The following is a 19,813-nucleotide window of genomic DNA, read 5'->3' as shown; positions in this document are numbered from 1 at the left end:
ATGTATGTCGCGGTGAAAGGCGGCGAGGCCGCCATTGCCAATGCGCACCGCCTGCTTGCCGATCGCCGCCGCGGCGACCGCTCGGTGCCGGCGCTGCGCCTCGACCAGATCGTCGAGCAGCTGGCGCTCGGCGTCGACCGCGTGATGAGCGAAGGCTCGCTCTATGATCGCGAGCTCGCAGCACTCGCCGTCGTCCAGGCGCGCGGCGACATGATCGAGGCGATCTTCCTGGTGCGCGCCTACCGCACCACGCTGCCGCGCTTCGGTTACACCAATCCGGTCGATACCGGCGCCATGCAGCTCGAACGGCGCATATCGGCCACGTACAAGGACCTGCCGGGCGGACAGGTGCTCGGCCCGACCTTCGACTATACCCACCGGCTGCTCGATCCCGAGCTTGCCGCCGGCGCCGAGGTCGAAACACCCGCGCAGCGTCCAGCCGAGGCTGAGGCGATGCCGCGCGTCTCCGCGATCCTCGCCCATGAAGGGCTGATCGAGGCCGACGGCGACATGCCGCTGGACCATGTGCCCGGCGACATCACGCGCGAGCCGCTGCAATTCCCGATGGCACGCGACATCCGCCTGCAGGCGCTATCGCGCGGCGACGAGGGCTTCCTGCTGGCGCTCGGCTATTCGACGCAACGCGGCTATGCCCGCAACCACCCCTTCGTCGGCGAAGTACGCATCGGCGAGGTCGCGCTGGAGCTGGACGTGCCCGAGCTGCCTTTCGCCGTGCCGCTCGGCTCCATCCGCGTCACCGAATGCCAGATGGTCAACCAGTTCAAGGGCTCGGCCAAGGCGCCGCCACAGTTCACGCGCGGCTACGGCCTTGTCTTCGGCCAGAGCGAGCGCAAGGCGATGGCGATGGCGCTGTGCGACCGGGCGCTGCGCGCCGGCGAGCTCGGCGAGGACGTCGTCGCCGCCGCGCAAGACGAGGAATTCGTCATCTCGCACTCCGACAATGTCCAGGCGACCGGCTTCGTCGAGCACCTGAAGCTGCCGCATTATGTCGACTTCCAGGCCGAGCTCGGCCTGGTCCGCCGCATGCGCGCCGAATACGAGGCACGGGAGAACGAGGACAAGGCCGCCGAGGAGAAGCGGGAGGCTGCGGAATGATCCTAACGTCCGCCGCCACCGAACCACAGGCCGATATAGCCACGCGCGCCGGCAACGGTCTCGCCGCGTGGCGGCGCCTTTGGCGCGGGCAGAACCATCTTCCACAGCACAAAGGCCACGATGCCGGCAAACACCAGCAGCAGCACGCCAAGATGCATCCAACCGGTAGAGTCCATTCGGGCGCCCTCCCGCCTCTTTGGCGCCAAATCCCTAGCACGAAGCGGACGTGATCGCCATGACCGACATCGCCACCTACAACTTCGCCTATCTCGACGAGCAGACCAAAAGGATGATCCGTCGCGCCATCCTGAAGGGCATCGCCATTCCCGGCTACCAGGTGCCTTTCGCCTCGCGCGAGATGCCGATGCCCTATGGCTGGGGCACCGGCGGCGTCCAGGTCACCGCCTCGATCATCGGCCCGGATGACGTGCTGAAGGTCATCGACCAGGGCGCCGACGACACCACCAACGCCGTCTCGATCCGCGCCTTCTTCAAGAAGGTCGCCAAGGTCGCCGTGACCACCGAAACCGCGACGGCGACCATCATCCAGACCCGCCACCGTATCCCCGAGCATCCGCTGACGGCGGGCCAGGTGCTGGTCTTCCAGGTGCCGATCCCCGAGCCGCTGCGCTTCCTCGAGCCGCGCGAGACCGAAACGCGAAAAATGCATGCGCTGGAGGAATACGGCCTCATGCATGTGAAGCTCTACGAGGACATCGCCAAGCACGGCCGCATCGCCACCACCTACGCCTATCCGGTCAAGGTCGAGGGCCGCTATGTGATGGACCCCTCGCCGACGCCCAAATTCGACAATCCGAAGATGCACCGCTCGCCTGCCCTGCAGCTGTTCGGCGCCGGCCGCGAGAAGCGCATCTATGCGGTGCCGCCCTTCACCGATGTGGTGAGCCTCGATTTCGAGGATCATCCTTTCGAGGTGCAGACCTTCGACCAGCCCTGCGCGCTGTGCGGCGCAGAAAATGTCTATCTCGACGAGGTCATCCTCGACGACCATGGCGGCCACATGTTCGTCTGCTCGGACACCGACCACTGCGAAAAGCGGCGCGACGATGGCCATCACGGTCACCTTGCCCCCGAGACCCATCTTGCCCCCAAGACCCACCCCGCCGAGAAAACGGAGCCGGCTAAATGAGCGACGAACCGCTGCTGCGCGTCTCCGCGCTGTCCAAGTTCTACGGCTCGCGCGTCGGCTGCGAGAATGTCTCCTTCGACCTCTGGCCGGGCGAGGTGCTGGCGGTGGTCGGCGAGTCCGGCTCCGGCAAGACGACGCTGCTCAACTGCCTGTCGACCCGGCTGCTGCCTTCGTCCGGCACGGCCAGCTACCGCATGCGCGACGGCCAGTGGCGCGAGCTCTACCGCATGAGCGAGGCCGAGCGCCGCTTCCTGATGCGCACCGACTGGGGTTTCGTCCATCAGAACCCGGCGGACGGACTGCGCATGACGGTATCGGCCGGCGCCAATGTCGGTGAACGGCTGATGGCGGTCGGCGACCGCCACTACGGCAAAATCCGCGCCACCGCCGTCGACTGGCTGTCGCGTGTCGAGATCGACGAGGACCGCATCGACGACGAGCCGCGCGCCTTTTCCGGCGGTATGCGCCAACGCCTGCAGATCGCCCGCAACCTGGTCACCGGCCCGCGGCTGGTGTTCATGGACGAGCCGACCGGCGGCCTCGACGTCTCGGTGCAGGCACGCCTGCTCGATCTGTTGCGCGGGCTGGTGACCGATCTCGGCCTTGCCGCGATCGTCGTCACCCACGACCTCGCCGTGGCGCGGTTGCTGTCGCAGCGCATGATGGTGATGAAGGACGGCCGCGTCGTCGAAAGCGGCCTCACCGACCGCGTGCTCGACGATCCGCGCGCGCCTTACACGCAGTTGCTTGTTTCCTCGATTTTGCAGGTGTGATGATGGCGCCGGGTCACCCTCTTTCAGGCTATTCATTGAACTTTGGAGATTGGCGAAACCGCCCGACACAGCCCCTTCTCCCCGTCACTATACGGGGAGAAGTACCCGGCAGGGCGATGAGGGGCGGCGCTGACTTGGCGAGAAGGCGCGCCGTGGACGCCAACCTCGCCCCGTTAGCTTCGGTTTGCGCAGAGCGACTCCTCAGCCGGGCTCCGGCGCTGCCCCTCATTGTCCTGCCGGACATTTCTCCCCGTATAGTGACGGGGAGAAAGGGCTGTACCCTCCCGCCGACACACGACAACCGGAGCACCTTCTAATGCCCACCCCTCTCGTCGTTTCCGACGTCGCCAAAAGCTTCACCATGCATCTGCGCGATGGCGTCACACTGCCGGTGGTGACGGGTGTCTCCTTCTCGATCCGCGCCGGCGAATGCGCCGTGCTCGGCGGTCCGTCGGGTGCTGGAAAAAGCTCGATCCTGAAGATGCTCTATGGCAACTACGCCGTCGACGAAGGCCAGATCATCGTCCAGCATGGCGGCGGCCTGATTGACCTCGCCTCCGCCAGCCCACGCACCGTCCTTTCCGTGCGCCGCCACACCATCGGCTATGTCAGCCAGTTCCTGCGCACCGTGCCGCGCGTTTCCGCGCTCGACGTCGTCGCCGAACCGCTGGCCGAGCGCGGCGAGGACAGGGAAAGCGCGCGGGCGAAGGCGCGTTCGCTGTTGGCACAGCTCAACCTGCCGGAAAAGCTCTGGGCCTTGCCGCCCGCGACCTTCTCGGGCGGCGAGCAACAGCGCGTCAACATCGCACGCGGCTTCATCACCGAGCATCCAATCCTGCTGCTTGACGAGCCCACCGCCTCGCTTGATGCCAGGAACCGCGATGTCGTGGTCGAGCTCATCGCCGCAAAGAAGGCGGCGGGCGTTGCCCTGCTCGGCATCTTCCACGACCTCGACGTGCGCGACGCCGTCGCCGACCGCGTCATCGATGTCACTGCCTTTGCCGCAGGGAAGATCGCTGCATGAGCAAAAAACTTTCGGAGGCGCCGCTGATCCATCCGACGGCGCAGGTCGAAAACTCGACCCTCGGCCGCTGGACCGAAATCGCCGAGCGCTGCCGCGTCGCCGAATGCGAGCTCGGCGACTATTCCTACATGATGCAGGACTGTGCCGTGTGGTGCGCGACCATCGGCAAGTTCTCCAACATCGCGGCGAGCGTTCGCCTCAATGCCACCAACCACCCGACCTGGCGGCCGACGCTGCACCATTTCACCTACCGCGCCTCCGACTATTGGGATGACGCCGAGCATGAAAGCGAGTTCTTTGCCCAGCGCCGCGCCAGGCGCGTCATCATCGGCCACGACACCTGGCTCGGCCACGGCTCGACCGTCCTGCCCGGCGTCACCGTCGGCGACGGCGCGGCTGTCGGCGCCGGCGCCGTGGTGTCGAAAGACGTCGCGCCCTACACCATCGTCGGCGGCGTGCCGGCAAAGCCGATCCGCGAGCGTTTCGACCGCCGCACCGCCGAGCGCTACCAGGCGCTTGCATGGTGGGATTGGGACCACGCCCGCCTGCGCGCCGCGCTGGATGATTTTCGCGAGCTGGAGGCCGAGGCGTTTCTGGAGAAATATGGCGGCTGAAGATCGTGAATGGTGAATGGTCAATAGTGAATGGCAACGAAGCTCTTCTTCCCACCATTCACCATTCACCATTCACCATTCACCATTCATACCCTTGACACATGACTCGGACAGGACGCCATCTCCCCCAGGAGATCGCCATGCTCGACACGATCAGACCTTCGCTCGCCGGGTTTTTCGAAGGCACCAATCCGACGCCGCCCACCCATCTCGGCACCCGTTACGACACGGCTGGCAACTTCCTCGTCGAGCCCGGCAACACCGTCGTCTGCCATCTGGTCGAAGGCTCGCCTTCGCAAGCTGCCATCATCGAGGTGCGCGAGCGCATCCGCGCCATGCCCGACGCGGATCGCCTCGCCTTCACGCCGATCTCCAGCCTGCACATGACGCTGTTCCAGGGCATCATCGAGTATCGGCGGCGCCTTCCCTACTGGCCGTCCGACGCGCCGCTCGATACGAGCATCGACGACATGACCCAGCTCTATCTCGACCGCCTACAGGGTTTCGAAGGCCGCGGCGCGTTCAGCGTCAAAATTGTCGAAGTGGTGCCGACCGGCCTGACGGTTGCGGGCGCCACAGAGGAAGACCGGCTTGCGATGAAAGCCTGGCGCGACGCGCTGTCAGTGCCGTTCGGCTACCGCCATCCGGACCACGACACTTATGTCTTCCACATCACCTTCGCCTACCAGATCCGCCGTCTCGCCGACGAACAGGCGGCAGCCTGGCAGGACCTGTTCGACGACTGCCCGTCATTCCTCGATCGCGAAGCTCCCGTGATCGAGCTCAGGCCCCCGGCCTTCTGCAGTTTCAAGGACATGAAGCATTTCGAGGAATTGCTGGTGCTTGGTTGATCCGGATGCATGTCGCCCAAAAGTGCGCGGCGATTTTGGGGTAACGACATGCATGAACAAGGATGGCCTGTGACTCGTAACAAAACTGACATCAATCCGACACCGCAGCTTCATCGGCCTGCGCTAGCGAAGCTTAACAGACCTGCAAAAGCGCGACGGACTGGAGTTTTGGTATGTCAGCATCATCGGCCACGCTCGAAATCCGCGGCGTAACCCGACGATTTGGCAAGAATACCGCCGTCAGCGACATCAACATCTCGATCCCGCGCGGTCAGATGGTCGGCATCATCGGCCGCTCGGGCGCCGGCAAGTCGACGCTTTTGCGTATGATCAATCGTCTCATCGATCCCAGCCAGGGGTCGATTTTTTTTGACGGCGCCGAGGTCTCCAGCCTGCAGGGTTCGCCGTTGCGCCGCTGGCAGCGCGACTGCGCCATGATCTTCCAGCAGTTCAACCTCGTGCCGCGTCTGGACGTGCTGACCAACGTGCTGCTCGGCCGCCTCAACCACCGCTCGACGGTCTCCAACCTGCTCGGCATGTTCACGCGCACCGAATGCGCCGAGGCGGTGGCCGCGCTCGAGCGCCTCGACATCGCCCGCACCGCGCTGCAGCCGGCCGGCACGCTGTCCGGCGGCCAGCAGCAGCGAGTCGCGATAGCCCGCGCCATGATGCAGCAGCCGAAAGTACTTCTGGCCGACGAGCCGATCGCCTCGCTCGACCCGCTCAACGCCAAGGTGGTGATGGACTCGCTGCGCGACATCAACCTGCGCGAAGGCATCACCGTCGTCACCAATCTGCACACGCTGGACACCGCGCGCGCCTATTGCACCCGCATCATCGGCATGGCCGCCGGCAAGGTCGTCTTCGACGGCGCCCCGGAAGACCTCGACCGCAACGCCGTGCGCACGGTCTATGGCGCCGATGCCAGCGGCGCCGAGATCTCCGAGGCCATCACGTCGACCAGCGTGACCATCAAGCCGAAGATCACCGCATCCGCCGGACCGCTCGAACCAGCCTTTCCTGGCTACTGAGCCCACCGCCCTGGCCCATTCGGTCCGGGCAAATCGTGGATTTCAGCAGAGCAACCCGGATCGCCCGCCAGCGTCAACGGCAAGACTTGAAAAATCAGAACGCCGCCGGCGCGCAGCCGGAACAACAGGAGAGAGATCGAAATGTTCAGAAAGATGGTTTTTGGAGCAGTTTCGCTGCTCGCCATGGCGGCAAGCGCCGCGCACGCCGCTGACATCAAGGAATTCCGCGTCGGCATCCTCGGCGGCGAGAACGAGACCGACCGCCTGCGCAACTACCAGTGCCTCGCCGACCACCTGAAGTCGGAATTCGGCTTCGAGAAGGTGTCGCTGTTCCCGGCCGCCGACTATGACGGCGTCATCCAGGGCCTGCTCGGCGGCACGCTCGACTTCGCCGAGCTCGGTGCCTCCGGCTATGCCAGCGTCTATCTCAAGGACCCGAAGGCCGTCACCCCGATCCTCACCACCAAGCAGACCGACGGCTCGACCGGCTATTATTCGATCGGCCTGGCGCTGAAGACCTCCGGCATCACCGACATCAAGTCGGCCAAGGGCAAGAAGCTCGGCTACGCCGATCCGGACTCGACCTCGGGTTACCTGATCCCGCTGACCCAGATTCCGAAGGACACCGGTGCTTCGAACGAGACCTACTTTGCCTCGACCCAGTTCAACGGCGGCCATGAGAACAACGTGCTCGCCGTGCGCGACGGCAAGGTCGACGTTGCCGTGGACGATTCCTCGGGCATCGGCGACTTCAAGAACGGCTACACCTCAGGCACCTTCCACAAGGAAGTCGCCAAGGGCGCCGTCGACCCGAACGACTTCGTCGAAGTCTGGCGCTCGGGCCTGATCCCGAACGGCCCGCTGGTCGTGCGCACCGCGCTCGGCGACGACATGACCGCCAAGCTGACCGCCTTCTTCACCGGCCTGCCGGCCAAGGACAAGGCCTGCTTCGAAGGCGTCGAGGGCGGCGATTTCACCGGCTACGTGCCGGTGAAGCCGGACTTCTACAGCGTCATCGTCGAAGCCCGCAAAGCGGCGATCGGCGGTTAACGGCAACAGGAAAAAGGGCGGCGTTCGAAACGCCGCCCTTTTTGCATGTCCACATCATGACATCAGCGACACTCCATTCCGACGCGACAAAGCAACAGGCGGACGCCTGGCGGCGCCAGACCTCGTTGCGCCGCTTCTACACCGCGCTTGGCGTCGGTCTGCTGCTCATCGCCATGTGCGCCACCATGTGGTTCGCCGACGAGGCCAATGCCGGCCATTTCTTCGACCGGCTGCCGCATCTTCTGGATTTCCTGAGCTGGCTGGTCCCGAAGGACTGGAACGACGTCTGGCGCGCGCTGTTCGACATCGCCTCGCCCAACGACAAGGGCACGCAGGAATTCAACTTCCCGCTCGGCCGCGTCTATGTCTGGGGCGGCCTCTACATTCCCGAATATTTCGAGCTGATGCTGACCACGGTGAACGTCGCGCTGGTCTCCACCTTCATCGGCTTCGTCTGCGCCGTTCCGTTCTCCTTCATCGCCGCGCGCAACCTGACGCCGAACCCGATCCTGCGGCTTGTCGTCAAGCGTTTCATGGAATTGCTGCGCGCTTTCCCGGAGATCGTCATCGCCGGCCTGTTCGCGGCCATCGTCTCGATCGGCCCGGTCGCCGCCATCATCGCCATCGGCCTGCATTCGATCGGCGCGCTGGGCAAGCTGTTCTACGAGATCAATGAGAACATCGACATGCGCCCGGAGGAGGGCCTGCGCGCGGTCGGCGCCAACTGGTTCGAGCGCGTGCGCTTCGCCGACCTGCCGCAGGTGCTGCCCAATTTCATGTCCTACACGCTGCTCAGGATCGAGATCAACGTGCGCATCTCGACCATCATGGGCGCGGTCGGCGGCGGCGGCATCGGCGAGGAGCTGAAGCTTTCGATCTCGCGCGGCTTCGGTGCCAAGACCCTGGCGCTGGTGCTCCTGCTCTTCGTCACCATCTTCCTCGTCGACCAGTTCTCCGCCTGGCTGCGCCGCAAGCTCGTCGGCGAGCAAGCTTTCCTGATGAGCGCGTGACCATGATCCCGAACCGAAGGACCGCGTTAGCGAAAAGTGGACGCCGGTTTTCGGACAAGATCATGGTCAGGAGCAAAGAGTAAGCCATGGCAATGACCGCCTCCGAACCGAGCGCCATCGAAGATCGCCATCCGCTGATCTTCCAGCGTCCTGTCTACAAGCGCTTCTGGCCGCTGCTGCTGATCGCCGGCACGGTGCTCTACCTCGCCTATGCCTTGTGGTTCTTCAGCCTGCCGCAGGTGCTGCGCGAGTCGCATTGGGAACGCCTGCCGCTCTTCCTGTCGCAATGGATCAGCTACGACCTGCAGCCGGAATTCCGGCTCGACCAGTCGGAGATCACGCCGAAATATCCGCGCTTCTCGGCGCTCGGCGAGAACCCCGATCCCGATTGGGTGGTCAAGAACCCCGACGGCACCTTCACGGTTCAGATCGACGGCGACGCGAAATCCGTCACCTTCGACAAGACCAGGGCGACGATCACGGCCAATGGCGTGACCGTGCCGATAACGCTGACCGGCGGCAAGCCGGTGGTCACAGGTCCGGTGCCCGACTGGGTGACCGTCCATGACGACGAGATTGTCGCCAAGATGGGCTTTGCCGGCGAGGTGCGCGTCACCGTTGACCGCGTCAAGGTGCGCAAGCGCTTCCTCGGCTGGGCCAATTTCGTCTTCGACACGCGCTCGCCCTTCTTCGGCAAACCGGCCGGCGAGGTCATCTCGCTGATCGTCTCGGGGCCTGAGCTTCAGCCCGGCACGTCCAACCTCGCCTTGGCCGCCGACAACATCTGGAACAACGCCCAGTGGCAGCACGGCGATGTCTGGACGAAGCTCCTGCAGACCATCGTCATGGCGTTCCTGGGCACACTGCTCGGCGGCATCGTCGCCTTCCCGCTCGCCTTCTTCGCCGCCCGCAACATCACGCCGAGCGGGCTGCTCAGCCAGGTGCTGAAACGCTTCTTCGATTTCATGCGCTCGGTCGACATGCTGATCTGGGCGCTGTTCTTCACCCGTGCCTTCGGCCCCGGACCGCTGGCCGGCAGCGCCGCGATCTTCTTCACCGAGATCGGCACATTGGGCAAAACCTATTCCGAGGCGCTGGAGAACATCGACGACAAGCCGCGCGAAGGCGTGCTCTCGACCGGCGCCAACGGCATTTTGGTGCAGCGCTACGGCGTGCTGCCGGAAGTGGTGCCGGTCTTCATCAGCCAGACGCTCTACCAGTGGGAATCCAACACCCGCGGCGCGACCATCATCGGCGCCGTCGGCGCCGGCGGCATCGGCCTGAAACTATGGGAAGCGATGCGCACCAATTCGAACTGGGCCAACGTCTTCTATATGGTGCTTTTGACGCTGCTCGTCGTCTTCATCTTCGACAACATCTCGAACTTCCTGCGCCGCAGGCTGAGCCGCACGCTGCATGATTACAACAGGCTGCAGGCAGAGCGGGGTTGATAAGCTCAGCGCACGAGGGTGTACCGAGATTCAGGTCAGGCCGAGTCGAAAATGGTGGCGTCCGAGAACCGGAGCGGAGCGTACTTGAAGTACGTGAGCACCGGAAGCGCAGGAGGCCGCCATTTGCAGGCCGGCCTCACCTGAATATCGGTGCACCTAAGCGGCCTTCTTCCACCCATTCCTGATATGCCTGTACCCCTCGCGATAAACCGCCTCCGGGCTCTCGGCGAAATCCCGCCACACCTTGGTCGCCGCCGCCAGATCCTTCAGCGAGCGGCCGAACGACTCGATGGTCAGCCAGTCGTCGTAACCGCTCCGGCGGATGGCGGAGAACGTTTCCTTCCACGGGATGTTGCCACGCCCCGGCACGCCGCGGTCGTTCTCCGAAATATGGATATGGACGACGTTTCGGCGATGCTTCGTATAGGCGCCGATCGGGTCGGCCTCCTCGATGTTGGCGTGGAAAGTGTCGTACATCGCCTTGATGTGCGGCCGATCGATCGCGTCGATGTGCTCCGACAGGTCGGCCATGGTGTTGACGAGATAGCATTCGAAGCGGTTGAGCGCCTCCAGCCCGATCGTTACGCCCTTCTTGCCGGCATGGTCGCCGATGGCGCGCTGCGAGGCGATCGAGCGCTTCTTTTCGGCGGAAGTCGGCCCGCTGCCGGAAAAGGCGCCGAGCGTCGAATGCAGCGGCCCGCTGAGCCGGTCCGCCCCGAGGGCTGAGCTGCAGTCGATCGCCCATTTCATATAGTCGATGCCGGCCTTGCGCGTCGCGGCATCCGGCGAGATCAGGTTCATCGCCGGATCGCCCATCGCAGAGACAGCGGTTCGCTCCAGGCCGATGCGGTCGAGCATCTCGCCGAGCCTTTTGTAGTCGTCGGGCGCCCCGACGAAGACCGGTATCTCGACGCCGTCGAAGCCGGTCGCCTTGATGTCCTTCAGCAGCGCCTCGTGCTTCTTCGAGACGCTGGTCGTCCACAAGAACATGCACATGCCGATTTTCATCGACCCTCCCCCCTCATCACCTTCGATCAAGGGGTGATGAGATTCAGGTCAGGCCGAGTCGAAAACGACGGATTCCGAGAACCGGAGCGGAGCGTACTTGAAGTACGTGAGCACCGGAAGCGCAGGAAGCCGCCGTTTGCAGGCCGGCCTCACCTGAATATCGTCCCCCCTACAGTTTCGTCCACGCCCCATTCTTCTTCGACGACTTCACGCAGGCCTCGATGAAGGCCATGCCCTCGACACCGTCCGCGATCGTCGGGAAGACCACATCCTTGGTCGGCTTGCCGCCCTTCCGGCGCGCGGCGCGGATGGCCCGGGCGGCCTCCTGGTAGATGTTGGCAAAACCCTCGAGATAGCCTTCCGGATGGCCGGACGGCACGCGGCTGACGCGCGCCGCGACCGGCATCGCGCCGGCGCCGGCCCGGGTGAGCAGCTGCTTCGGCTGACCGAACGGCGTGTACCAGAGATAGTTCGGATCGGCCTGCACCCATTCCAGCCCGCCCCTGGAGCCGTAGACACGCAGCTTCAGCCCGTTCTCGTGGCCTGGCGCCACCTGGCTCGCCCAGATCATGCCCTTGGCCGGATGCTTGTTGCCGACCGGCTTGAAGCGCAGCATGACGTTGACATTGTCGTCGAGCTGGCGGCCCGGCACGAAGGCGTCGAGATCGGCCGACAAGGAATCCAGCTCCAGCCCGGACACGAAGCGGGCAAGATTATAGGCATGCGTGCCGATGTCGCCCAGCGCGCCGCCGGCGCCGGCTTGCTTGGGGTCGGAGCGCCAGGAGGCCTGCTTCTGGCCGGTCGCGGCGAGATCCTCGGTCAGCCAGTCCTGCGGATATTCCGACTGCACGATGCGGATGTCGCCGAGCTGGCCCTTGGCCACCATCTCGCGCGCCTGCCGGATCATCGGATAGGCGGTGTAATTGTGGGTGAGCACGAACACCTTGCCGGTCTTCTCGACCAGCGCCGCGAGCTTCTTCGCCTCGGCCAGCGAGGTGGCCAGCGGCTTGTCGCAGATGACGTGGATGCCGGCCTCGAGGAAGGCCTTGGCCGCCGGCACATGCACATTGTTGGGCGTGACGATCGCCACCGCCTCGATGCCGTCGGGACGCTTGGCTTCGGCCTTGGCCATCTCGGCATAGGAGCCGTAGCTGCGCGCGGGATCGAGTCCGAGTTCTTCGGCCGATGCCTTGGCCCGCGCCGGATCCGACGACAGCGCGCCGGCCACCAGCACGAAATCGTTGTCCATGCGCGCCGCGATGCGATGCACCGCGCCGATGAAGGCGCCCTGCCCGCCGCCGACCATGCCGTAGCGGATCGGGCCGCCTCCCGCTTCCGACTTCGATGCGCCGACCATGCCTGTCTCCCTCGTGTCTTGGATGTACCTCCCTCGGCGGGAGGCGAAGTCGTGTCAAATCCCCATCATCGCCCGCAGCAGCTTCTTGTCCGTTGTACCGGCGGCGAAATCGTCGAAGGCCTTCTCCGTCACCCGGATGATATGGTGCTGGATGAAGGGTGCGCCTTCGGCGGCGCCGTCCTCGGGATGTTTCAGGCAGCACTCCCATTCCAGCACCGCCCAGGAATCGTAATTGTACTGGGTGAGCTTGGAAAAGATGCCGCTGAAATCCACCTGTCCGTCGCCCAGCGAACGGAAGCGGCCCGCCCGGTTCACCCAACCCTGGTAGCCGGAATAGACGCCTTGCCGCCCGGTCGGGTTGAACTCGGCGTCCTTGACGTGGAACGCCTTGATGCGCTCGTGATAGATGTCGATGAACTCGAGATAGTCGAGCTGCTGCAACAGGAAATGCGACGGGTCGTAGTTGATGTTGCAGCGCTTGTGGCCGCCGACCGCGTCGAGGAACATCTCGAAGGTCGCGCCGTCGAACACATCCTCCGAAGGATGGATCTCGTAGCCGACATCGACGCCGTTTTCCTCATAGACATCGAGGATCGGCTTCCATCGTTTGCCGAGTTCGCCGAAGGCTTCCTCGATCAGCCCCGCCGGCCGTTGCGGGAAGGGATAGAGGTAAGGGAACGCCAACGAGCCGGTGAAAGATACCGAGGCATTCAGCCCGAGATTGCGCGATGCCTTGGCGCCGAACCTCATCTGTTCGACGGCCCATTCCTGCCGCGCCTTGGGATTGTTGTGCACCGATGGCGGCGCGAAGCCGTCCATCTGTGCATCGTAGGCTGGATGCACAGCCACCAACTGGCCCTGCAGATGCGTCGACAATTCCGTGATCTCGACGCCAGCCTCGGCGCAGGTGCCTTTCACCTCGTCGCAATAGGCCTTCGACGACGCCGCCTTCTTCAGGTCGAACAGGCGTCCGTCCCAGGTCGGGATCTGCACGCCCTTGTAGCCCAGGCCTGCCGCCCATTTGGTGATCGAAGCCAGTGAATTGAACGGTGCGGCGTCGCCCGCGAACTGCGCCAGAAACAGGCCGGGGCCCTTCATCGTCGTCGGCATCGGCATCCTCCTCTTTGTTTTCACGACCAAGCATAGCGCCGATTGGAGCGAGGACCAGTCTGTTTGGTCAATCTCACCGGCGTCTACGCACTGCGTCATTCTGGTATTACCAAATCCCTTGGGTCGGTCAAGCGGTCGAAAACCCCTGGGAAGGCGCCACTTTACGGCTCACGAGGGGAAATTGTCTTATTAAATCATGAAATTACACGGCCGGTCCGGCCTCCGATGGCCACTTCTTGCCGCGCATGAAAATTTGCTGTAGAGGTCATGGTGAACCCAATTGGTCGAACCAGTTTCGAGGAAAATGCTGGCAGTGCCTTGGGGAGGAATCATGCGACCGCTTCGGTCGGAGGCGTCGCGGGGTAAATGTGACTGGCGAATTCTGGGAAGGATAGACCATGCATCTTTCGACGCACAATTGGATGCGGGCGGAGCCACTGGAGGTGACGCTCAAGCGCATCAAGAAATTCGGCTACGAATCGATCGAGATTTCCGGTGAGCCCGAGCAGTACAAGACCAAGGAGACGCGCGCGCTGCTCAAGGAGCACGGCATCCGCTGCTGGGGTTCGGTGACGCTGATGCTGGGCGAGCGCAACCTCGCCGCCAAGGACCAGGGCCAGCGCGAGCGTTCGGTCAAATACGTCAAGGACGTGCTCACCATGGTGAGCGAGCTCGACGGCGAGATCATCACGCTGGTGCCCGCGACCGTCGGCAAGGTGGTGCCGGACGGCACCGAGGCGGAAGAATGGGGCTGGGTGGTCGACGCCACGCGCGAGTGTTTCACCCATGCCAAGAAGGTCGGCGTCAGGATCGCCGTCGAGCCGCTCAACCGCTTCGAGACCTATCTCTTCAACCGCGGCGCCCAGGCGCTGGCGCTCGCCGATGCGGTGAGCCCCGAATGCGGCGTCTGCCTCGATGCCTACCATATCCACATGGAGGAATTTAACGTCTACGACGCCATCCGTCAGGTCGGAAAGCGCCTGTTCGACTTCCATGTCGCCGACAACAACCGCTTCGCCGCCGGCCTTGGCCAGATCGACTGGCCGAAGATCGTGCGCACGCTGAAGGAAGTCGGCTATGACGGCGCGCTGACCAACGAATTCGTCGCGCCCGTCGACCGCACGCCGGCCGCGCCCTATCCGGAGATGGTCGAGCGCAATCCGGTCGACATCTCGCCCGAGCAGCTCAAATTCATCCAGGACCACGGCTCCAGCGTGCTCACGGAGAAATTCTACACCGACCAGATGCGCATCACCGCTGAAACGCTGCTGCCGCTGATCAAGTAGACCTCCGATTGAAACCTATTCTTCCGCCCGGCGGGGCGGAGGGGCCGAAGGGAACACATGCGCATCAAAAGCGTCCAGGCCTGGTGGGTTCGTATCCCGATCGAAGTCGCGAAGCAGCATCGCAGCGACTTCGGTCAGGTGACGACGTTCGACGCCGCCATTCTGCGCATCGAGACCGATGACGGCCTGGTCGGCTGGGGCGAGGGCAAGAACGCCGCCGGCAGCGCCGGCAGCTATGGCGCGCTCGTGCACATGCTGAACCACGAGGTCGGCCCGCAGCTCATCGGCCGCGATCCGGCCGATATCGGCATCATCTGGGAAATTCTCTACAACGGCGTGCGGCATGAGACGGCGGCGCATGCCGGCCATGCCATGCCGCAGCTGGCGCGGCGCGGCATGAGCGTGGCGGCGATCAGCGCCGTCGATATCGCGCTCTGGGATATTCTCGGCAAGTCGCTGGGGCAGCCGGTGTGGCGGCTGCTCGGCGGCCGCAAGGTCGAGCGCATGCAGGCCTATGCCTCGGGCGGCTGGGCCGCCGCCGACGCGATCGGCGAACAGTTGCAATCCTACATCGCCAAGGGCGGCTTCAAGGCGCTGAAGATGCGCGTCGGCGCCATGGACGGCGCCCCGCATGTTTCGGCCGCGCGCGTGCGCGCCGCAAGGCAGGCGATCGGCCCGGATGTCGAGCTGATGGTCGACGCGCATGGCACCTACACCGTCGCCGAGGCCAAGCGCTTCATCAAGCTCACCGCCGATCTCGACCTTGCCTGGTTCGAGGAACCGGTGATCGCCGACGACAAGCCGGGCATGGCCGAAGTGCGCGCCTCCGGCTCTACGCCGATCGCCACCGGCGAAAGCGAGGCGACGCGCTACGCCTTCCGCGATCTGGCGGTGCTGAAATCCGCCGACATCTTCCAGCCGGATCCGGCGTTTTGCGGCGGCATCAGCGAGGCGATGAAGATCGGCACCATCGCCAGCGCCTTCAACCTGCGCTTCGCGCCGCATCTGTGGGCCGGCGCGCCCTGCTTCTTTGCCGGGCTGCACGTGTGTGCCGCATCGCCCGCCTCCTTCATCATCGAATATTCGCTCGGCGCCAATCCAATGATCCACGACCTTGTCGAGGAGACTGTCGAAGCGAAGGACGGTATGATAGCGATCCCTGAAAAGCCTGGATTGGGATTCACCATCTCCGAGCGATTCCTGGAGGCGCACGCGCAACGTATTTGACGATGAAAGAAAAGAACCTTCTCGCGGAACTCGCCGCCTATCTCTTCTCCAACTCGGACAAGGAGTCCGGCCGCACGCCCTCGGAGCGCGAGCTGGCGGAACATTTCGGCGTCAGCCGCGGCCAGATCCGCGAAGCGCTCGCCATCCTGGAAGCCATGCGCATCGTCGAGCGGCGCGCCAAGTCCGGCATCTACATCGACACCAAGCAGGCGAGCGTCGAGGCGCTGGCCCTGTTCGCGCGCGCGGGCCTGCCGCTCGATCCGGTGCAGATCTACGAGACGGTCGAATTGCGCAAGATCCACGAGATCAAGGCGGCCGAGCTTGCCTGCTCGCGCGCCACGGAAGAGAACTTCGAACGCCTGCGCGAGATCCTGAAAGCCTCGGAAGAGCGCATCGCCGCCGGCGAAGGCCTCGCCAAGGAGGACCGCGAGTTCCACCTCGAGATCGTGCGCGCCACCAAGAACAGCGTCTTCCACAACATCTGCAGCGTCTATTACCTGATGGGCGAGCAGCGCCTGCCGATCTATTTCAACGATCCCGAACGCAGCGTGCGCTCGCATGCCGAGCATATCCAGATCTACGAGGCGCTTTTGCGCCGCGACGGCAATCTCGCCCAGGCCCTGATGAATGCTCATTTGCAGGGCGCCGAGAGCTACTGGAAGGGGATCATCGAAGGCCGCGGAATGGAGCCGAAAGGCGCGGCGCTCGAGAAAGCTTGAGCTCATGCGCAAGATCCTGTCGACGCATCCGCTGCATCCTCGCGCCACGGCCATGCTGGCCGGCGCCGGCCAGCTTGTGGTCGCTTCCGCGCTCGATCCCAGGACGCTGACCGTTGAGGCCCGGGACGCCGACATCGTCATCGTGCGCGCGCTGCTGCCGCCGGGGCTGTTTGCCGGTGCTTCGAGCCTGCGCGCCGCGATCCGCCACGGCGCCGGGCTGGACATGATCCCGGTCGAAGCCGCGACCGCCGCCGGCGTGCTGGTGGCCAACGTGCCCGCCGTCAATGCCCGCTCGGTCGCCGAGCATGTGATGTTCACCGCCCTCGCGCTCTCGCGGCGCTTCCGTGTGATGGACCGCGACCTGCGCGCCAAGGGCTGGCTTGCCGGGCGCGAGCATGCCAATTCGACCAGCGAGCTTGCCGGCAAGACGATCGGCATTGTCGGCCTCGGCGCGGTCGGCCAGGCCGTCGGCCATATCGCCGCGCACGGCTTCGACCTCAATGTCGTGGCGACCACGCGCAGCCTGCGCCCGGCGCCCGAGCGCGTCGGCTTCCTGTCGATCGACGCGCTTGTCGAGCAGAGCGATATCATCGTGCTCTGCTGCCCGCTGACGGAGGAGACGCGCGGCCTGATCAGCCGCGAGCGCATCGCCCGCATGAAACCCAATGCGCTGCTGATCAATGTCTCGCGCGGCCCGGTGGTGGACGACGAGGCGCTGATCGAAGCCTTGCGAGAAGGCCGCATTGGCGGTGCCGCGCTCGACGTCTTTTCCACGCAGCCGCTGCCGTCGAACCATCCCTATTTCGGCTTCGACAACGTCATCGTCACTCCGCATATGGCCGGCATCACCCAGGAATCGATGATGCGCATGGGCGTCGGCGCCGCCGGCGAGGCGCTGCTGGTGCTGGCCGGCAAACTGCCGGTCAACCTGCGCAATCCGGAAGTTATCGAGCACTACCGGCGACGCTTTCCGGTCAACGGTTAGAGCAATTCCAGGAAAAGTGTGAGCGGTTTTCCGTCCGGAATTGCATAAAAACAAAGGGATAGAGCGGTTCGCCGTTTCCGTGAAACGGTGAAACGCTCTAGTACCGGCGACCATCGCGACGGTGCAGCCAGAGATGACAGAGGGACAGCGCCCCCTCTGTCCGGCAGGCCAGAGGGGGGCGCGAAGGAACGCAACGGCAAATTTCGCTGACGCCAATTTGCCTCGGTTTGCGGCGCGCCTCTCTCAACGGCCAAGCAGCGTCTCGACCGCGGCGGCAATGCGCAGCAGCCGGTGATCATCTCCATGCTTGCCCACCAGCATCAATCCGGCCGGCAGCCTGGTGCCGGGCATCGGCAGCGAGATCGCGCAGAGGTCGAACTGGTTGCCGACCTGCGTGTTGCGCAAGAGCAGCCCTTCCGTGCTGTCGCGCAGCGCTTCGTCGCCGGCCATGGCAGCAATGGAGGGCGCGACCATCGGCACGGTCGGCAATGCCAGCACATCGACCGCCTCCAGCCGCTCCGCCATGGCCGCCACAAGCTCGCCGCGACGGCGGATCGTGCGGATATAGGCTGAGGCGGGAATGGCCAGCGCGCGCGACAATGGCCCGGTGACATGCGGATCGACTGGCACGGACGCGTCGCTCTTCAGCCAGTCGGCATGCACTTCGGCGCCTTCCATGGAGGCGATCGTGCCACGCCTGGTGGCAAGGCGCATCTCCGCGATGAGATCGTCGATGGACAAGTCGGCGGCACGGGCGCCGGCCTGGCTGATCCTGTCGATGCAGGTCTCGAAAGCTCCGGCGACCTCGGCTTGCGTGTCGCCGAACAGCACGCCCCGCGGTATGCCGACGCGCAGGCCGGCGAGCGTGATCGGCTGAAGGACTGCAGGCTCTTGCCCCGCCATGATCGCATCGGCGATCGCGCAATCGGCGACGCTGCGGGCAAGCGGGCCGATCGAATCCAGCGTCATCGACAGCGGAAAGGCGCCGGCCAAGGGCACGCGCCTCGCCGTCGGCTTGAAGCCGACGACGCCGTTGAGCGCAGCCGGGATGCGGACCGAGCCGCCGGTGTCCGAACCGATCGAGATGTCGCTCGTGCCCTCGCCGACCGCAACACCCGCGCCCGACGACGAGCCGCCGGGGATGAGGCTGGGATCGGCCGCATTGCCCGGCGTGCCGTAATGCGGATTGTCGCCGATAGCGGTGAAGGCGAACTCGGTCATGTTCGTCTTGCCGAGGATGACGGCGCCCGCCTGGCGCAGCCTCTGCACTATCGCCGCGTCCCGCGTCGCCGGCACGGCGCCGGCGCGGATCAGCGACCCGGCTGTCGTCGGCTCGCCGGCGACATCGAACAGGTCCTTGACCGAAACGATCCGACCGTCGAGCGGCCCAAGGCTGATGCCGGCCTTGCGGCGGGCATCGGATGCGTCAGCCGCCGCCCGCGCGGCCTCGGTGTAGAGCTTCGTGTAGACCTTCTCGTCGGCCGCGCGATTGGCAAGACGTGACAGGATGATTTCAAGACGGTCGCGGATGGATTGCATTTTCGATGTCGGGCCTTGCAAAGTTGCAACGTCTTTTAGGCACGGCCTGATGTTGGGCCGGCAAAGAGATAACCCGGCAAGCGTGCCTTTGCACCCTGCCAGCGATGGGAAGATGCTGATGCTGTACAAAGGCAGCTGCCACTGCGGCAAGGTGGCGTTCGAGGTCCAGGGCGAGCTCGGCATGGCCATGCGCTGCAACTGCTCGATCTGCCGGCGCAAGGGCGCGCTGTTGTGGGCCGTGCCGCATGAGACGCTCAATCTGGTTGCCTGGGGCGACGACCTCGGCCGCTACACCTTCGGCAAGGCTCAAATCGCGCATCGCTTCTGCCGCACCTGCGGCATGCATCCGTTTGCCGAGGATGTCAGTCAGGGCGACGAGCGATCCGCCTATGTCAACATCAACTGCCTGGACGATGTCGACATCGCCAGCATCGAAGTCTTAGAGTTCGACGGCCGCTCGGCCTGAAGCTTTGTTTTTACGCAATTCCGGACGGAAAACCGCTACGCACTTT

Annotated in this window: 20 protein-coding genes; 15 read left to right on the top strand and 5 right to left on the bottom strand. The window is 64.6% G+C overall.

Annotated features, from left to right (window positions below):
- Entirely contained in the window at positions 1–1,116 is a 1,116-nt protein-coding gene (locus tag RFM52_RS21550) for a carbon-phosphorus lyase complex subunit (RefSeq protein WP_320296943.1), read from the top strand.
- Between the two features lie 2 nt (positions 1,117–1,118).
- Here the strand turns inward: RFM52_RS21550 and RFM52_RS21545 are convergent, their stop codons facing one another.
- Positions 1,119–1,292: a hypothetical protein gene (locus RFM52_RS21545; protein WP_320296944.1), complete on the bottom strand. Its 174-nt coding sequence runs from the start codon at positions 1,290–1,292 to the stop codon at positions 1,119–1,121.
- 59 nt (positions 1,293–1,351) lie between these two features.
- On the opposite strand from RFM52_RS21545, the gene RFM52_RS21540 reads away from it, so the two are divergent.
- The 9 genes from RFM52_RS21540 (at position 1,352) to phnE (RFM52_RS21500) (ending at position 10,070) form a co-directional block, all read left to right on the top strand.
- Entirely contained in the window at positions 1,352–2,266 is a 915-nt protein-coding gene (locus tag RFM52_RS21540; RefSeq protein ID WP_320296945.1) for an alpha-D-ribose 1-methylphosphonate 5-phosphate C-P-lyase PhnJ, read from the top strand.
- The gene (gene phnK / locus RFM52_RS21535) at positions 2,263–3,039 is read left to right on the top strand and encodes a phosphonate C-P lyase system protein PhnK (protein WP_320296946.1); all 777 of its coding nucleotides are present in this window, start codon (positions 2,263–2,265) and stop codon (positions 3,037–3,039) included. Before RFM52_RS21540 ends, phnK begins: the two co-directional genes overlap by 4 nt.
- Positions 3,040–3,355: 316 nt before the next feature.
- Positions 3,356–4,063, top strand: a complete 708-nt coding sequence (gene phnL, locus RFM52_RS21530) for a phosphonate C-P lyase system protein PhnL (protein ID WP_320296947.1) — start codon at positions 3,356–3,358, stop codon at positions 4,061–4,063.
- Positions 4,060–4,677: a DapH/DapD/GlmU-related protein gene (locus RFM52_RS21525; RefSeq protein WP_320296948.1), complete on the top strand. Its 618-nt coding sequence runs from the start codon at positions 4,060–4,062 to the stop codon at positions 4,675–4,677. Before phnL ends, RFM52_RS21525 begins: the two co-directional genes overlap by 4 nt.
- A gap of 140 nt (positions 4,678–4,817) precedes the next feature.
- Complete coding sequence (locus RFM52_RS21520) at positions 4,818–5,528, top strand: DUF1868 domain-containing protein (RefSeq protein WP_320296949.1); 711 nt, start codon at positions 4,818–4,820, stop codon at positions 5,526–5,528.
- Positions 5,529–5,701: 173 nt separating this feature from the next.
- A complete protein-coding gene (gene phnC / locus RFM52_RS21515; RefSeq protein ID WP_320296950.1) occupies positions 5,702–6,559 on the top strand; it encodes a phosphonate ABC transporter ATP-binding protein in 858 nt (285 codons plus the stop codon).
- Between the two features lie 141 nt (positions 6,560–6,700).
- A complete protein-coding gene (phnD, locus tag RFM52_RS21510) occupies positions 6,701–7,609 on the top strand; it encodes a phosphonate ABC transporter substrate-binding protein (protein ID WP_320296951.1) in 909 nt (302 codons plus the stop codon).
- Between the two features lie 56 nt (positions 7,610–7,665).
- Positions 7,666–8,619, top strand: a complete 954-nt coding sequence (phnE, locus tag RFM52_RS21505) for a phosphonate ABC transporter, permease protein PhnE (protein WP_320296952.1) — start codon at positions 7,666–7,668, stop codon at positions 8,617–8,619.
- Positions 8,620–8,705: 86 nt separating this feature from the next.
- A complete protein-coding gene (gene phnE / locus RFM52_RS21500) occupies positions 8,706–10,070 on the top strand; it encodes a phosphonate ABC transporter, permease protein PhnE (RefSeq protein WP_320296953.1) in 1,365 nt (454 codons plus the stop codon).
- A gap of 156 nt (positions 10,071–10,226) precedes the next feature.
- Here the strand turns inward: phnE (RFM52_RS21500) and RFM52_RS21495 are convergent, their stop codons facing one another.
- From RFM52_RS21495 to RFM52_RS21485, 3 genes are all read right to left on the bottom strand, one after another.
- On the bottom strand, positions 10,227–11,078 hold the full coding sequence (locus tag RFM52_RS21495) for a sugar phosphate isomerase/epimerase family protein (RefSeq protein ID WP_320296954.1): 852 nt from the start codon (positions 11,076–11,078) through the stop codon (positions 10,227–10,229).
- A 169-nt stretch (positions 11,079–11,247) separates the two neighbouring features.
- A complete protein-coding gene (locus RFM52_RS21490; RefSeq protein WP_320296955.1) occupies positions 11,248–12,435 on the bottom strand; it encodes a Gfo/Idh/MocA family protein in 1,188 nt (395 codons plus the stop codon).
- Between the two features lie 54 nt (positions 12,436–12,489).
- Positions 12,490–13,545, bottom strand: a complete 1,056-nt coding sequence (locus tag RFM52_RS21485; protein WP_320296956.1) for a sugar phosphate isomerase/epimerase family protein — start codon at positions 13,543–13,545, stop codon at positions 12,490–12,492.
- Positions 13,546–13,943: 398 nt separating this feature from the next.
- On the opposite strand from RFM52_RS21485, the gene RFM52_RS21480 reads away from it, so the two are divergent.
- The 4 genes from RFM52_RS21480 to RFM52_RS21465 are packed head-to-tail and all read left to right on the top strand — an operon-like array spanning position 13,944 to position 17,762.
- Positions 13,944–14,831 (top strand): sugar phosphate isomerase/epimerase family protein, encoded by an 888-nt coding sequence (locus RFM52_RS21480; protein WP_320230675.1) that lies wholly within the window; start codon positions 13,944–13,946, stop codon positions 14,829–14,831.
- A gap of 57 nt (positions 14,832–14,888) precedes the next feature.
- Positions 14,889–16,058 carry a mandelate racemase/muconate lactonizing enzyme family protein gene (locus RFM52_RS21475; RefSeq protein WP_320296957.1) on the top strand — a complete coding sequence of 390 codons (1,170 nt, stop codon included), beginning with the start codon at positions 14,889–14,891 and terminating at the stop codon, positions 16,056–16,058.
- Between the two features lie 2 nt (positions 16,059–16,060).
- On the top strand, positions 16,061–16,777 hold the full coding sequence (locus tag RFM52_RS21470; RefSeq protein ID WP_320216915.1) for a FadR/GntR family transcriptional regulator: 717 nt from the start codon (positions 16,061–16,063) through the stop codon (positions 16,775–16,777).
- 4 nt (positions 16,778–16,781) lie between these two features.
- Entirely contained in the window at positions 16,782–17,762 is a 981-nt protein-coding gene (locus RFM52_RS21465; RefSeq protein ID WP_320296958.1) for a hydroxyacid dehydrogenase, read from the top strand.
- A 243-nt stretch (positions 17,763–18,005) separates the two neighbouring features.
- On the opposite strand, the gene RFM52_RS21460 is transcribed toward RFM52_RS21465, so the two are convergent.
- On the bottom strand, positions 18,006–19,301 hold the full coding sequence (locus tag RFM52_RS21460) for an amidase (protein WP_320296959.1): 1,296 nt from the start codon (positions 19,299–19,301) through the stop codon (positions 18,006–18,008).
- A 118-nt stretch (positions 19,302–19,419) separates the two neighbouring features.
- Here RFM52_RS21460 and RFM52_RS21455 point away from each other — a divergent pair, with 118 nt between their 5' ends.
- A complete protein-coding gene (locus RFM52_RS21455) occupies positions 19,420–19,767 on the top strand; it encodes a GFA family protein (RefSeq protein WP_320296960.1) in 348 nt (115 codons plus the stop codon).
- Positions 19,768–19,813: the final 46 nt, after the last annotated feature.

Origin of the sequence: Mesorhizobium humile (assembly GCF_033977215.1) — a bacterium.
GTDB lineage: Bacteria > Pseudomonadota > Alphaproteobacteria > Rhizobiales > Rhizobiaceae > Mesorhizobium > Mesorhizobium humile.
Note: the sequence above shows the minus strand (reverse complement) of the source record. Positions and strands in the feature narration are given on the sequence as shown.